We start from the raw sequence: 15190 nt of genomic DNA, 5'->3' as shown, positions 1-15190 counted from the left end.
ACCCTTTGAGCAGATATGGATATTTACGGTGAGCTTGATTAGCCTGGCTTAAATTTGGTTTGCAATATAACGCCTGAATACCCATTTTCTTCATTAAAGTACGTGTATGACGTCGTCCTATATGATGTCCTTGACGATTCAACAAATCACGCATCATACGACTGCCTGCAAAAGGATATTGCATATGTAATTCATCAATACATCGCATCAGCTTCAGATCTGATGCACTCACAGGTTTTGGGCGATAGTAATAACAACCACGGGAGACTTTCAGCAGCTTAGCTTGCTTAGATACTGAAATCTGAAGTGAGTCGTCGATTAACTTTTGTGGTTGAAGCGGCCCAGTTTCTTCAACACACCTTCTAAAAAATCAATTTCTAATGCCTGCTCACCGATTTTTGCATGTAGTTTTTTTAGATCGATGGGTGGTTCTGTTGGAGCTTTTGATTGATCGAAAGCTTGCGAGGAAGCTGAGATCAATTGATTTTTCCAGTCAATAATTTGGTTTTGATGAACATCAAACTCAGCACTCAATTCAGCAAGTGTTTTTTCTGCTTTAATCGCAGCAAGTGCTACCTTAGCTTTAAAATCATTTGAATGATTTCTTCTTGGTCTACGTGCCATAAAATACTCCATATATTGATGTTTATAACATCATTTGAGGAGCAGAATATCACTTATAGGAGTTGTTCAAATTTACGGATCCATCTCTCAACCAATTACTTTTGATAATTCTGACATTTGGAACAAACTGCTCAAAAAAAAGAAATATCACTAATTGAGGACTAAACATCCACGGACTATAATCCTCTTTTACTTTCTAAAGGTTTCCAAAATGATGAAGTTTAATATTCCATTGGCTGACCAATTTCTTGAAATAATAAAAAATTATGAAATTGAGGATTGGGAAGCCAAATGTTTTTGGGAGATTATTAGACAATCAGATCAGTTGGATTCATCCAATGTTAAAAGCTTACGAGAAGATATGTATGCAGCTATAAAATTATTATCGAAAAATGACTACTTGGTTGCTCAAAGATCGCTATTTAAGAAAAAATCTTACTTATATAGTGAAACTCAAAAAATAAAAGAATTGAGAAAACAGTTGATCAACAATGAAGAAAAAAATCCATTAAATATTCAAAAAAATCAACTAAACAAAGAGTTAAAATTTCTAATAAAACAGGCTGAATTCATTGATGAATTAAGTTTATCTTACCCAGAATTATGCAGTTCAATTAAAAAATATAAAGAAGAGATTGTTTCTCAAATTGATTTTTGCAAAGTGAAAATTAAAACAATAGAAAATATACTCAAGATAGGCTGTGTTGCACAAAGATCTTGATAATTATTTAGTAAAAAATATAACGAAAAAAACATGTCGCCATTTTTTTTTAATTTTTTTTAGATATCTGCCTATTATCAAATCTCACTATTACTTAATTGGTAAATATTATGTCTAAAAAATCTACTAGCAATCACAATGCAGATATTAGTAATGCAAATAAAGGAACATCAGGTACTAATCGTACATATGATCAGAATCAAGGTAACCGTGGTACACAACTAAATCCACAAGTTAAAAAGTAAAAAGTCAGCTAGGTACTTAAAAGTACCTAGCTAAAACCTTTAAAGAAGTTGAATAAATTATGAAATCTGTTGCTTTTCCTTCACAAGGCGATTTATTAAAGTTTTTTTATAATGCTACTGGCCTCATCCCGACAAAAGGTGAAGAAATTTTAGATATTTCTATTAAACCTAAAAGCTTGCATAAAAATCTAAAGCGTTTAGCAGAAGAAAAAGAATGTAACTTCTTAGAAAATTTTAATCATTACAGTGAGGAAATATTCTCTTCACTTTCATCTCTTGTTGTGGAGGACAAATTTAAAAAAATTATTGTAAATCCAATAGTTGACTTATTTGAAGGCTATTTAAGAATAATATTACAAGAGCATACGTTTTTAGATAAAAAACAAAATATAGAAAATCTTATTGAAAGATTCATTGTTGATATTGCACGTCTATGTTTCCCTTCAGAAATTTACTACAAATATCTATTAAATGACTCGTATCCTGAAGCACCCGACTTATTAAGTTGGTTAGACAATTCAGACAAAAATCCTTTAGTCCATGCTATGACTTGGATTTATGATTCCGAAAAAATTACATATCAAACATTTCATCAACTTGATGATGTAGATCAAACTGATAAAGACTTAAATAATGTCAAAAATTGGTTAACTGGAAAAGTTCAACTGCCGAGTACATCTCAAATTCTCAGCACCTTCCATAGAGCTTTTAAAAAACAAAGGATTAATACTAAATTAGCAGATACATATACCCTATTTCTTTTAATCGCTAGATTCCTGACCTACTGCAGTAATATATTGTCATCAACATATGGTGATTCTTTTAAAACACGATATATAGGTTTATTCATACAAGCTTATTCTGCAGTAAAAAGAGATTTTCTCATTTTATTTGAGGAACCTATTAAAGAACTAAATTCAATGAGCTTAGAAGAAAAAGAGTTTTTTTTGACTGAGCTTCTTATTGCTTATGATCAGAGATGTCATAAAAATCTTTTAGAAATGCAGGAAAAGTTTACTGTTAGCCAATTATTAGAACTTTGGATACCTAAAGATAAACCTTATCATTCAGCAACTGTACGCATACATCGGTACTTAGGGTTAACAGGAAAAGCTGAAAAAATAATGAAACCCCTTGAAGAAAATATTGAGAATATGATTCATGGTTATCAGCTTATAAAGGGTTCGGAATCAAATTATGAAGTGTGGTTAGAACAATACAATAGAGTTAATAATGACTCTCTCAGCCCATGGCTTAAAAATTGGGTTGATGCAGTCTTTCTATTTGAACATAAAGAATATTCTCAATCTCTTGAAAATATGCGAAGCGCCTTCGACACAATACGTTATACAGCAGCAAATAAGATGATAGAGTTCTTAGAATCTTATATGATTATCAGTCTTTTAGTAGATAATAAAAGAGGATGGAAAGACTTTAAAAGGGCCTTTAAATGGGGAGTCTTTATGAATAATTTTGGAGATCTTAAACCTTTTTATTTGGTTTCTGAAGAAACAGAAATTAGAAGTATTTTTGAAGAAAAACTGATAGTAATTTCTAAGTTTGAAAATATAAGAGATTTAAAAACTTTAGCTAAATTAGTTTTTCATTTTCCATACTCTTCTACTTAAAATATAAATTTAGTATCCATAGTAAGAATGATGAATCACCTTCCTAAAGTCATTATTTTTGATGCCTTCGGTACACTTGTAAAAATCGGTACAAGCCGATCTCCATATCGCAAGTTAATGAAGTGGCTAAAAGATAATGGTAGAAAACCAAGCACCAAAGATGCAAGTGTTATTATGTCTAATCCTGTTGATATTGCACAATTAGCTATGCTCTTTGGAGAAAATATTCCAACTCAACTTTTGCACGAAATCAACGATGATCTTCTATTTGAGTTAAGTACAATTGAACTTTATAAAGATACGATATCCACATTACAAATATTAAAAGAGCATGGATTTAAAATTGCACTATGTTCTAATGTAGCCATGCCTTACGGAGAGCAACTTAAAAAGCTGCTTCCAAATGTATTTGATGCACTTTTTTTAAGTTATGAGATTGGGGCTATAAAACCTGAAGATTATATCTATGAAGTTATTAAGACCCATTTCAACTGTGAAATGTCAGAAATGCTATTTATTGGAGATCATCCAGTTTTAGATGTTGAAAAACCCATTTCTTTAGGAATGGATGCACGCTTAATTCAACGTCATAACAAGCAACTACTGACGAATGTAATAGGTGATTTAACTTTAACGTAGTAAATCTTTGGCACTAATTTTCAATACAAAAGCAATTTTTATACTTTTTCGAAGCCATCTCTAGGCTCAATTATATTGTTTAATATAGACTGGATATGCAAAATAAAAAATGCACAGTGACATAATCATACCCATTCCCTTATGTCTAAACGCATTGTGCATAAAAATGGGGGCATAAAATTTCTGGGTGTGCCGTTTAACATTGCCAGCTATGCCCTGTTAACACACATGATTGCACAAGTTTGTGGTCTAGGTGTAGGTGACTTCGTTTGGACCGGTGGGGATACACATTTGTATGCCAACCATTTCGAACAAGCGCAGTTGCAACTGACCCGTGAACCAATGGGTCTGTGCCAATTAAAACTCAATCCTGAAATTACCGATCTTTTCGATTTTAAATTTGAAGATATTGAAATCGTAGGTTATGAATCACATCCTGCGATTAAAGCCCCTGTTGCGGTTTAATTTTTAGAAATCCCAAGTGAAAAGCAAAATCCCGCTTTACCTCAAGCGGGATTTTGCATTCTAATAGACGGCAAATATTTCGGCTATTTGAGTTCAAACTATGGCATTTCAAAATTTAGAAATCGTGCACGTTGTCGCTATGGATCAGCAGCGCTGCATTGGTAAAGGGAATGATTTGCCGTGGCATATTTCTGCAGATTTACAACACTTTAAAGCCATCACCCAAGGTGGTGTGGTGGTCATGGGACGCAAAACCTTAGAGTCTATGGGACGTACCCTACCGAAGCGTGTCAATTGGGTCATTACACGAGATAGCAATTGGTCATTTGAAGGCACCAAAGTCGCATATAGTATCGACGAGGCGTTAACGCAAGCTGTTGCTGATGTCGCGAGTTCAGAAAAACCAACGAGTTTGTTTATTATTGGTGGTGGTGAAATTTTTAAGCAAACCATCGGCATCGCAGACCGTTTAGAACTCACGCATGTTGAACTCGATGTTCAAGGTGATGCGCATTATCCTGAAATTCCTGCGGACTTTCAAAAAGTGGCGTCAGAACAACATATCGACGACAAAACTGGGATTGCTTTTGAGTTCGCAACTTACCGAAAATAAAGAAAAATCTTAAGCTAAAAGAAAAATATGCAACAGAGTAACCAACGAGCAATGTTCAAAAAAATAGGGCGAAGTATTCTTCATGCTCTATTTAGTGTGTTTGTCCTCTGTTCTTCGATTTGGCTCTGTGCCGCCCTGTGGATACAACAACCGGCAGGCTGGTTAGGCAGCCGCATTATCATTGGGATCTGGATTGCTTTCGCCCTGAGCATTTTAGGCATCTATATTACCCAACACTTTTTTAGCCGTCGTAAAGATGTCTTGATTTATATTGTGGGCTTTATCTGTGGTCTATTTTGGTATTTTGGCATGGAAGCACGCCAAGATCGTGAATGGAATCCTGAAGTAGCAGAAATTCTACATTATGAAAAGCAAGGCAATCTTGTCACCTTGCACAATGTGCGTAATTTCGACTGGCATGCCGATGGCAGCTATACCCCGCGTTGGGAAACCCGCCAATATGACCTGAGTCAAATCAATGGCGTCAACATCATTACCTCGTATTGGATGGGGCCGAAAATTGCCCATACTCTGGTCAGTTTTGATTTTGCTGACCGACCACCGCTAACGTTTTCGATTGAAATTCGCAAAGAGAAAAACGAAGAATTCTCTGCGATTGGTGGTTTTTTCCGTAAATATGAACTGAGCCTCATTGCATCAGATGAAAAAGATATCATCTATACCCGCAGCAATACACGCGGAGAACAGGTCTATTTCTTCCCCGTAAACATGCCAAAATCTGAAATGCAGGCGCTGTTTATTGAATATCTACATAAAGCCGATGAACTGCAGACTCAACCCAAATGGTACAACACACTCACTAGTAATTGTACAACACTGGTGTTTGACATGATTCAAGCGGTTTCCAAACATCAACTTCCAACCGATTACCGCTTATTTGCATCCGGTTATTTGCCGAATTATTTGCACGACCTCCATGCCATAGACCAAAATTGGGATATGAAAACATGGTATCAAAAAGCCCATGTTAACCCCCGCGTCTCTCAAATTAAGCAACTGAGCAGTGAACAATATTCGAAGTTAATCCGACAAGGTTTGCCGCATTCACAGTCTAATCCAAGCGCCAATCAATTGTAATTCTTAAATATTGATACAAATATGGCTAGCTTATCTGTGCGATATTTGCTTAGATAGTTGAAATGCCTCCACGGGGAAATTCCGATGCTAAAACAAATATTTGTTGCTGCAACTTTGGTTTCAACTTTAGTGGTGACAGGCTGTGAAACAATGCCTGCACAAGACAACACCATAACTGAAAATTTAAACCTATTACAAAACCGTACTTGGATTGCCACTCAAATTGGTAACACCCCAATTAAAACATCACCCAATGCGCATAATATTCCAAGCATTCAATTCGATGCGGCTTCAAAACGTGTCTCAGGTGCAGACGGCTGTAATCGTATAATGGGCGGCTATAATGCTGGCAAAGACACCATAACGTTTGGCCCGATTGCAGCGACACAGATGGCTTGTCTCAATAACAATGGGCTAGACCGACTGTACCATGCAGCACTCGAAAAGGTAACGCATTATCAAGTTTTTGGAAAAACTTTGAAATTACTAGACCGTCATGGCAATTTATTAATTCAATATGAAAGCGCCGTTCAACCGCGTTAAATCATTTTAAAAGTCTGCTTCGGCAGACTTTTTTATTCACTGTTCAGTCATGCCAGAGACATTTAATGCACATAAACTTGTGATTAATATACAGACGTACATTGCAGTTTTTAGCTATAACCCCATATTAAACATCAGGGAACAAGATAGGATTTCACTATGCAACAAGCGGTATTTGGTGGTGGATGCTTTTGGTGTGTAGAAGCAGTTTTTCTACAACTTCAGGGCGTGCAAACAGTTGTCAGTGGTTATGCAGGGGGAATTACTCAGCATCCAAGCTATGAGCAAATCTGTGAGGGAAATACCCAACATGCAGAAGTCATTCAGATCAATTTTGATGACAGCCAAATCAGTTTTAGCCAATTGCTGGATGTATTTTTCGCAACCCACGATCCCACTACGCTGAACCGTCAAGGCAATGATGTCGGTACACAGTATCGCTCAGTGATTTTCTATCAAGACGAATCACAAAAGCAAATCGCTGAACAACGTATTGAAGAATTAAAAGCTGAAGGCATCAATATCGTGACTGAACTCAGTCCAATGCCGACCTTCTACCCTGCCGAAGAATATCATCAGAACTTCTTTGCGCGTAACCCAAACCAAGGCTACTGTAATTTTTCAATACCACCTAAACTCATGAAATTACGTAGCAAATTTCAAGACCTACTCAAATCTGAGTGATCTATTTGTACGACATTTTTTCAAAATAGAGACATAAAAAAAAGCGACATTTCAGTCGCTTTTTTTTAGCTATCTTTACTCAGTGCTTAGTTATCACTGGCAAAGGCGATATCGCTGAGTCCGGCTCCACTCGCACGCGACATCACTTGCGCAACTGTGTCATAACGTGATTCTTTATCGGCTTTTAATACCAATGCAGGCTTACGTTCTTGCTGACCAGCTGTATTTAGACGACTTTCTAAATCTTCGAGCGTGACAATATCACCATTCCAAGCGATATCACCCGCTGAGTTAATGCTGATGGTTACGCTTTCAGTTGGCAGATCAATCACTTCTGCAGTCGTTTGTGGCAAGGTTAATGGAATTGATGGGTTGGCAACAGTCGCAGTCACCAAGAAGATGATCATCAATACCAACATAATATCGATGAGCGGAATGAGGTTCATCTCATTCATGCCAGCATCGTTGTCTTCACCCAATTGAAAAGCCATTAAGCTTGACCTCCAGCTAAACTTTGCTGTGCAGTTTTCACGTCTTCTTTCTTCGCTGCAGATTCTTGTTGCAACATAGTATCAATCAATAAACCATGCGCTTGATCTTGCAATTCATTCGACAGTGTACGGTTAAAACGAACACAAATGTTATAAGCCAATACCGCAGGAATCGCCACAGCCAAACCAAGACCGGTCATGATCAAAGCTTCACCGACTGGAGTTGCCACTTGCGCTAAACCCGCTTGACCGCTTTTACCCACTGCTACAAGGGCATGAAAAATACCCCATACTGTACCGAACAAACCTACGAACGGTGCAATTGAAGCAATCGTACCCAATACAGATACGCCTTTTTCAGCATTAGCTTTTTCTACCGAAATTTGACGTAGTAATGCTTGTTCAGCCACAGCCTTACGTTGTTCAAAAGCCAAAGGAGCAAATTTCGCTTTCAGTTTGCTTAGTGCATCTGCAAGGTGGTTATACGCCACTTGTTTGAGCTGACGTGTACCCATAATACGAAGAACGAAGATCGTCCAAGTCGCAATCGACATTGCAAGTAACACGAAATACAGTGTTTTGCTGACTGCATCTGCATGTTGCCAATAAACTGAAAAGTTCATATTCGAACTCCTAATGGGTTAGCCGGAATCTTAATTAAGTTTAAAATTGAATGGTTGATCAACTCGCGTCGGAGTTGCCACACCATTATCAATATATTTGGATAAACGTGCACGCTTCACTGCATCAGTCACTTTACGGTTTACAGCAGCGCCACAAGTCGAGTTTTTAATCGTTGCTGATTCGACTTTACCTTCAGCACTTGCAGCAATCGCAACTTCAACTGTACACGACGCTTTTAATTCACCATTTTCAAATTGAACATTCGGTTTCTTAATCCAACTGACACCATTACCAATGCTCACAGTTTTAGGTGTCGGTGGCGCAGGTGGTGCTGGAGGCGCAGGTGGTGGTGCAACAGGTGCCGGAGGTGTTGGTTCAACACGAACGACTTTCGTTTCAGAAACCACAGTTGAAACAACAGGTGTTGGTGGTACGTTTTTGACCGCTTCAACAGTTGGTTTCGGCGCATCTTTCTTTTTCACCTGTTCCAGTTTTTCCACTTTCTTCGGTGGAGGTGGTAAAGGCTTATCTACAATTTTAACTTCTTTTGGCTTTGGTGGCTCTTTCTTCGGTTCTGGTTTTGGCTTCGGAGGTTCTGGTTTTTTCTCTTCAACAATCTTCACAAAGCGAACTTTAATCGGATCTTTTTCGATCGGTTTAAGTTCTGGTGCTTTCATATTGCTGACCGCCCACAATACCCCCATATGCCCTACCACAACAGCGAGAAGCGCAGTAATGATTTTCTTTTTCATCGGGTTAGGTGATTGCATCATTGGAGCGGGAGATTGACTCATTAAACTCAGTTACCTTGAAGAAGCGATTGCATTTATTTTGTCAAAAATACAATCATGCTCATCGGTTAGCACAATTAAAGTACGGCAATAATAAATGAGAAGTGTTTTCATTTGCAACTATTAATTCGTCAGTTTTAATGACTTTTTTTAATCATAATATAAAAAAGGCATACCTAAAGTATGCCCTTTTATTCAAAAATTCATCTCGTTTTATTGAAATACAACAGTTTTATTACCATCGACAATAATACGATCTTCAAGATGCCATTTGACTGCACGTGCGAGCACATTACGTTCTACGTCCTGACCTAACTCACGCAATTGTTCAACAGTAAAGTCGTGGCTTACACGCTCTACGTCTTGCTCAATAATCGGCCCTTGGTCAAGATCAGCAGTCACATAATGCGCTGTCGCACCAATCAACTTCACACCTTTTTCATGCGCTTGCTTATATGGGTTCGCACCAACAAAGGCTGGGAGGAATGAATGGTGAATGTTGATCACTTTCATTTCCCATTTTTGAACAAATTCTTCGTCTAAAATTTGCATATAACGAGCAAGAACCAATAAATCATTGCCTTGCATCAATTGATCAATTTGCTCATAAGCTTCACGTTTGTTTTCTTTGTTCACGGGAACCACTTCAAACGGAATACCGAAATTTTCTACAGATTCACGTAAAGCATCGTGATTAGACACGACTTTGGTGATTTCACATGGCAAACCACCACGTGCATGACGCCATAACAGCTCAAGCAATGCATGGTCAACTTTAGACACCAAGATACCGACTTTCTTCACATCACTGACTAAAGCTAAACGCCAGTGCATGTTGTAACGCTCAGCAACATTGCTCGCAAATGTTTGAGTTAGACTTTCTTTACGGCTTTGTAAATTGTCCAATTCGAACTCAACACGCATGAAGTATCGCCCCCCTTGAGCTTCAGTCGCGTATTGATCAAGTGCGGTAATATTTGCTCCCTGATGATACAAAAAGCTCGATACAGCTTGCACAATCCCCGGTTTATCTTCACAGGTAATGAGTAAGCGTGCTGTGTTAGCGGTCGACATATTCATGTTGGTTTATATCACTAATCAGTTAAATTGAAAAAAGAGCCGAGTATTCTAACGCTTTTTAAAGCCAGACTAAATAGTCTTATTCAGTAACCTGATGCTTTGCGTTTGAAAGACTTGCAAATAAGTCCGACGGCCCTAAAGTTTCGAGCAATCGCTCATAGGTTTCACGGCTTTCACCACGTAGATATGCACCTTCTAAGAACACCATTTGTCGTAGTGCTTGCCACACCCACTTTTCTTCCAAAGTGTTTGAGTCAGTAATATGGCCAGACATATAAAGGAAGTTGGTCCAGTTGGTCAGCACGATCCACAAGTTAATGGTTAAGGCCTCAATTTCAGAATCGGTCATCTGCATTAAGCCTGCGTCAACAAAGGCACGATAAATTTTCTGCCCTTGTTGCATGACTTGACCGGCAAAACGTGGATACATTTTGCGGAAATCTTCATTATTTTCGACCAAGTGATAAACATCACGATGTAAAAAGCGATAAGCCCATAATTGGCTACTTAACACTTGGAAATAGCGAATTTTATCATTGGCATCAAGCTGACGATCATCAGGAAGCGCTAACATTTCTAGCGTTTCATGCTGATATTGCTCCATTAATTCCTTAATAATTTCACTTTTATTTCGGAAATGGTAATACAAGTTACCTGGGCTCATTCCCAGTTCAGCAGCAATATGATTGGTTGTCACTGAACGCTCGCTACGCTCATTAAACAACTGCAAACTCAGCTGCAAAATACGTTCTTTCGTTTTTAAGGTTTTGGTGTGAGACATCCTAAAACAACCATTTATTTCAAAGCATTAGAACACTAACACATAAAGTAACTTGACTATTTAGAGTATTTGCTCTAAAAATTAATTAATCGCTAATTTGGATATGGTCGTGCGACATGAATAGTCAGACAAAAACAACTTCAATGACACCACATTCTTTTGATCACCAGCATCTCAACAATATGTTGGAACAGCAGAAACAAGCGTATTTACGTTACCCATTGCCTACAGCGAAGGAACGTATTGACCGTTTGGCTCGGCTTAAGCGTATCTTAGTTAAGTATCAAGATCAATTTGCTGATGCAATTAATCAAGACTATGGTAACCGTTCTATCGGTGAAACCAAGATTGGTGAGTTACTCACATGTCTTGAGCACATCAAATATTATAGCAAGCATTTGACAGACTGGATGAAACCATCCAAACGCCATGTCGGAATTATTCACCAACCTGCAAAAGCATGGGTGCAATATCAACCGCTTGGTGTCGTCGGCATTATTACGCCATGGAACTACCCACTGCTTCTTTCTATAGGCCCACTGATTTGTGCTTTGGCTGCGGGCAACCATGCCATGATCAAAATTTCGAGTGCCTCTGCGGCATTCGGTGATGTGCTAGAAAAAGCTCTCGCAGAAGCATTTCCTCAAGAATTGGTCGCAGTCGTCAACGGTGGTGGCCCAATTTCAGATGCGTTTAGTCACCTTGCCTTCGACAAAATGATTTTTACTGGCTCGACCAATGTCGGTAAAACCGTCATGGCGGCAGCGTCTGAAAACTTAGTTCCGGTGATTTTAGAATTAGGCGGAAAGTCACCTGTATTGGTTCATCCGTCTATTGACCTTGCAGATGTCGCACAGCGTCTTGCGGTTGGTAAACTTTGGAATGCAGGTCAAACTTGTGTTGCACCTGACTATGTGTTCTTACCTCGTGGTAAAACAGCTGAATTTTTAGATCACTATAAAGTGTGCGTTGAAGCCATGTACCCAAGTATTGCCCAAAATCAGGACTACACCTCGATTATTAATGACAAGCAGTACAACCGCCTACAAGGTTATTTAGAAGATGCGCGTGATCAAGGCGCACAAATCATCAGTTTTAACCCACAAAATGAAGATGTGGACGCTGTACGTAAAATTGCACCGACTGTTTTAACGGGTGTCACTCCAGACATGCAAATTATGCAGCATGAAATCTTCGGTCCGATCCTTCCGATCATGGAATATGATCAAATTGACGAGGTTATTGCTTTTATTAATAGCCGTCCTCGTCCACTTGCTTTATACTATTTCGACTTTGATCAGGCACGTGCCGACTATGTCGCAACACGTACCCATTCAGGACATTTCGGACAAAACACGGTATTAACCCATGTTGCTCAAGATGACCTGCCGTTTGGCGGTGTGGGGGCTTCGGGTATGGGGAAATATCATGGTCCAGAAGGTTTCTTCAGTTTGTCGCATGAACGCTCGGTGATGTCGAATCCAAAACTCTATAGTTTGAAATTCATTCTTCCACCGTTCAATAAGCCGATCCACAAACTGATTTCGAAGACACTTCTTCGATAAACGATCAAGGCATGAACGATCACACTAGGTGATCGTTCGTTTTATGCAAAATCGCTTGTCTTTTAAGCGCATTTTTGATATAAAACGCCCCTTGAATGAATTCAATGTTTTTTTTGACTGGCCATACAGATTTGCTGTTGGCTAAATCAATGGAGTTACACCATGTCTAAGGTTTGCCAAGTTACCGGCAAGCGTCCAGTCGTTGGTAACAACGTCTCACACGCCAACAACAAAACTAAACGCCGGTTCGAGCCGAACCTGCATCACCACCGTTTTTGGTTAGAAAGCGAAAAACGTTTCGTACGTCTTCGTCTAACTACTAAAGGTATGCGTATTATCGACAAATTGGGCATCGAAAAGGTTGTTGCTGACCTACGTGCTCAAGGTCAAAAGATCTAAGGAGCTACGAACATGCGTGATAAAATTCGCCTAGTTTCTTCTGCTGGTACAGGTTATTTCTACACTACCACTAAGAACAAACGTACTATGCCGGAAAAAATGGAAATCAAAAAATTTGATCCAAAAATCCGTCAACACGTAATCTTCAAAGAAGCTAAAATCAAATAATTTTAGTTTTTTGAAAAAAACGACCTACTTAGGTCGTTTTTTTTTGCATTTTTTTTATTCGAATTGCTAAACTTTCAAAATGCTTTTTGGCACTTTTTGTGCTTGTCTTTTTTACCCTTAACTTAGGCTTAAGGAGTTTTTAGTGCCTCATGATGTAGAACTCATAATATTACTTGCTGTTGGCTTTGGTTTTGCCTTAATTTTTGGCTATATTGCTGCACGCCTGCGACTTCCTCCCCTTATCGGCTATCTGATTGCCGGTATTATTATTAGCCCAAACACACCTGGGGTAGTTGGTGACATCCATCTCGCTAACCAATTGGCCGAACTCGGTGTCATGTTCCTGATGTTTGGCGTGGGTATGCACTTTTCACTCAATGATTTGATGCAAGTCCGTCGTATTGCCCTCCCGGGTGCCATTTTACAAATTGCAGTGGCGACCTTACTCGGTATGGGAATTTCCATGCTTTGGGGCTGGAGCATGGGCTCAGCCTTAGTGTTTGGCTTAAGTTTGTCGTGTGCAAGTACTGTCGTTCTACTCAAAGCCTTAGGTGATCGCGGCTTACTCAACTCCGTCAATGGTAAAATTGCCGTGGGTTGGCTCTTGGTTGAAGACTTGGGGATGGTTCTGGTCCTGGTCCTTCTACCTGCGACTGCCGTACTGCTTGGCGGTCAACCGCTCACATCAGGCAGTGCCGATGAAAATATTTGGCTGACCTTAGGTCTAACTTTACTCAAAGTTGCTGGCTTTATTGCCTTCATGCTGATCATTGGTAAACGCTTAGTGCCAATGATTATGCAAGTGGTTGCGCGCTTAGGCTCACGTGAATTATTCACGCTCACCGTGGTTGCAGCAGCCGTATCTATTGCCTTTGGTGCCTACAAGGTATTTGGTGTATCCATGGCACTGGGCGCATTTTTTGCCGGTATGGTGGTCAAAGAGTCTGACTTTAGTCACCGTGCAGAAGAAGAAACTCTTCCGCTTCGTGAAATTTTTTCGATTCTGTTTTTCGTCTCCGTCGGCATGCTGTTTGATCCACGGATCTTGATTGAACAACCACTTCATGTCTTAGCAGTAGTCGGCATTATCATGATTGGTAAGACCATCGCTGCAATGGCGTTGGTGTTGTTCTTCCGCTACCCCATCAATACCGCATTAACCGCTGGGGCAAGCTTGGCGCAAATTGGTGAGTTCTCATTTATTTTGGCGACCTTGGGTGTATCTCTAAACCTCCTTTCTATGGAAGGACAAAATCTGATACTGGCAGGTGCTTTAATCTCGATTACGCTGAATTCATTTGTATTTTCTGCCATCGAGCCTATGCAGCGACTCATCCGTGAGCGCTCGAATTTGGCTCGTTTACTGGAACGTAGTAGTGACCCATTGGCCATGTTGCCGGATGAGGTCTCACAGGATTATCTACGTGATCAGGTGGTGCTGATTGGTCATGGTGAAGTCGGTCGTCGTATTACCCGCGAATTAATGAATGAAAACATTAAAGTGGTTATTGCTGAAGAAAACCGTGAAATCGTGGAAAACTTACGGGAAAAAGGCATCGCTGCGGTATCTGGTGTGGCAACAGAACCCGGCGTTTTAATTCAAGCCCATATTCAACACGCACGCCTTTTGGTCATTTCACCTATGGATATTTTAGATATTCATAAAATTGTCGACATTGCAAAAATGCTGAATCCATCCATCCAAGTATTGGTGTGTGCGGAAAGCAAAGAAGAAGCTGAAGTCATTCGTCGCGACAATGTCGGTGAGGTTTATTATGCCAAAGAGGAAATGGCGAAAAATATGAGCAATCATATTTTAAATCAAATCCAAATTGCCCATCACCAAACACCGACACACTAAGATGTCAAATTAAGTGCTTAAAGGTGATACCAAAAAGGCGATGCATTTAAGCATCGCCTTTTTTTAAACTGATAAAATTCAGTAATTTTAAAATCACAAATAATTGAATTTAAAAAATATATTGATAAAATGAGCACCAAACAAAGCATCATGTTAAATACTTCAAACAA

General features: G+C 39.2%; 17 protein-coding genes and 2 pseudogenes. 13 read left to right on the top strand and 6 right to left on the bottom strand.

What is annotated here, in order from left to right:
* Window positions 1–636: pseudogene (locus tag FTU83_RS07870) on the bottom strand (IS3-like element ISAba14 family transposase); the annotation flags it as partial.
* Window positions 637–835: 199 nt separating this feature from the next.
* On the opposite strand from FTU83_RS07870, the gene FTU83_RS07865 reads away from it, so the two are divergent.
* From FTU83_RS07865 to msrA, 9 genes and pseudogenes are all read left to right on the top strand, one after another.
* Window positions 836–1345: a hypothetical protein gene (locus FTU83_RS07865; RefSeq protein ID WP_125279533.1), complete on the top strand. Its 510-nt coding sequence runs from the start codon at window positions 836–838 to the stop codon at window positions 1343–1345.
* Between the two features lie 110 nt (window positions 1346–1455).
* Window positions 1456–1590 carry a hypothetical protein gene (locus tag FTU83_RS17410; protein ID WP_257219750.1) on the top strand — a complete coding sequence of 45 codons (135 nt, stop codon included), beginning with the start codon at window positions 1456–1458 and terminating at the stop codon, window positions 1588–1590.
* Window positions 1591–1649: 59 nt separating this feature from the next.
* Window positions 1650–3218 carry a hypothetical protein gene (locus FTU83_RS07860; protein WP_180053366.1) on the top strand — a complete coding sequence of 523 codons (1569 nt, stop codon included), beginning with the start codon at window positions 1650–1652 and terminating at the stop codon, window positions 3216–3218.
* Between the two features lie 30 nt (window positions 3219–3248).
* The gene (locus tag FTU83_RS07855) at window positions 3249–3857 is read left to right on the top strand and encodes an HAD family hydrolase (protein ID WP_180053365.1); all 609 of its coding nucleotides are present in this window, start codon (window positions 3249–3251) and stop codon (window positions 3855–3857) included.
* A gap of 180 nt (window positions 3858–4037) precedes the next feature.
* Window positions 4038–4322 (top strand): annotated as a pseudogene (thyA, locus tag FTU83_RS07850) (thymidylate synthase); the annotation flags it as partial.
* A 100-nt stretch (window positions 4323–4422) separates the two neighbouring features.
* Window positions 4423–4935, top strand: a complete 513-nt coding sequence (locus FTU83_RS07845; RefSeq protein ID WP_168377882.1) for a dihydrofolate reductase — start codon at window positions 4423–4425, stop codon at window positions 4933–4935.
* Window positions 4936–4962: 27 nt separating this feature from the next.
* Window positions 4963–6033 (top strand): DUF4105 domain-containing protein, encoded by a 1071-nt coding sequence (locus tag FTU83_RS07840; RefSeq protein ID WP_180106010.1) that lies wholly within the window; start codon window positions 4963–4965, stop codon window positions 6031–6033.
* Between the two features lie 84 nt (window positions 6034–6117).
* Window positions 6118–6576: an META domain-containing protein gene (locus tag FTU83_RS07835; RefSeq protein WP_180106011.1), complete on the top strand. Its 459-nt coding sequence runs from the start codon at window positions 6118–6120 to the stop codon at window positions 6574–6576.
* Between the two features lie 159 nt (window positions 6577–6735).
* Entirely contained in the window at window positions 6736–7260 is a 525-nt protein-coding gene (msrA, locus tag FTU83_RS07830) for a peptide-methionine (S)-S-oxide reductase MsrA (RefSeq protein ID WP_180010195.1), read from the top strand.
* A gap of 86 nt (window positions 7261–7346) precedes the next feature.
* Here msrA and FTU83_RS07825 read toward each other — a convergent pair whose 3' ends face one another.
* From FTU83_RS07825 to FTU83_RS07805, 5 genes are all read right to left on the bottom strand, one after another.
* Window positions 7347–7751, bottom strand: a complete 405-nt coding sequence (locus FTU83_RS07825) for a biopolymer transporter ExbD (protein ID WP_078192724.1) — start codon at window positions 7749–7751, stop codon at window positions 7347–7349.
* Window positions 7751–8374 (bottom strand): MotA/TolQ/ExbB proton channel family protein, encoded by a 624-nt coding sequence (locus FTU83_RS07820; RefSeq protein ID WP_078192725.1) that lies wholly within the window; start codon window positions 8372–8374, stop codon window positions 7751–7753. Before FTU83_RS07820 ends, FTU83_RS07825 begins: the two co-directional genes overlap by 1 nt.
* Window positions 8375–8404: 30 nt before the next feature.
* A complete protein-coding gene (locus FTU83_RS07815) occupies window positions 8405–9169 on the bottom strand; it encodes a TonB family protein (RefSeq protein WP_180040564.1) in 765 nt (254 codons plus the stop codon).
* A 210-nt stretch (window positions 9170–9379) separates the two neighbouring features.
* Complete coding sequence (gene purU, locus FTU83_RS07810) at window positions 9380–10246, bottom strand: formyltetrahydrofolate deformylase (RefSeq protein ID WP_078192727.1); 867 nt, start codon at window positions 10244–10246, stop codon at window positions 9380–9382.
* A gap of 79 nt (window positions 10247–10325) precedes the next feature.
* Window positions 10326–11027 (bottom strand): TetR/AcrR family transcriptional regulator, encoded by a 702-nt coding sequence (locus FTU83_RS07805; RefSeq protein ID WP_168377888.1) that lies wholly within the window; start codon window positions 11025–11027, stop codon window positions 10326–10328.
* A gap of 116 nt (window positions 11028–11143) precedes the next feature.
* Between FTU83_RS07805 and FTU83_RS07800 the strand changes: the two genes are divergently transcribed.
* From FTU83_RS07800 to FTU83_RS07785, 4 genes are all read left to right on the top strand, one after another.
* On the top strand, window positions 11144–12592 hold the full coding sequence (locus tag FTU83_RS07800) for a coniferyl aldehyde dehydrogenase (protein ID WP_180007171.1): 1449 nt from the start codon (window positions 11144–11146) through the stop codon (window positions 12590–12592).
* A 162-nt stretch (window positions 12593–12754) separates the two neighbouring features.
* Entirely contained in the window at window positions 12755–12991 is a 237-nt protein-coding gene (rpmB, locus tag FTU83_RS07795; RefSeq protein ID WP_000048256.1) for a 50S ribosomal protein L28, read from the top strand.
* A 12-nt stretch (window positions 12992–13003) separates the two neighbouring features.
* Window positions 13004–13159: a 50S ribosomal protein L33 gene (gene rpmG / locus FTU83_RS07790; protein WP_001205031.1), complete on the top strand. Its 156-nt coding sequence runs from the start codon at window positions 13004–13006 to the stop codon at window positions 13157–13159.
* Window positions 13160–13301: 142 nt separating this feature from the next.
* Complete coding sequence (locus tag FTU83_RS07785; RefSeq protein ID WP_180106012.1) at window positions 13302–15020, top strand: cation:proton antiporter; 1719 nt, start codon at window positions 13302–13304, stop codon at window positions 15018–15020.
* Window positions 15021–15190 lie beyond the last annotated feature (170 nt).

Origin of the sequence: Acinetobacter sp. YH12152 (genome assembly GCF_013418285.1) — a bacterium.
GTDB lineage: Bacteria > Pseudomonadota > Gammaproteobacteria > Pseudomonadales > Moraxellaceae > Acinetobacter > Acinetobacter amyesii.
Note: the sequence above shows the minus strand (reverse complement) of the source record. Positions and strands in the feature narration are given on the sequence as shown.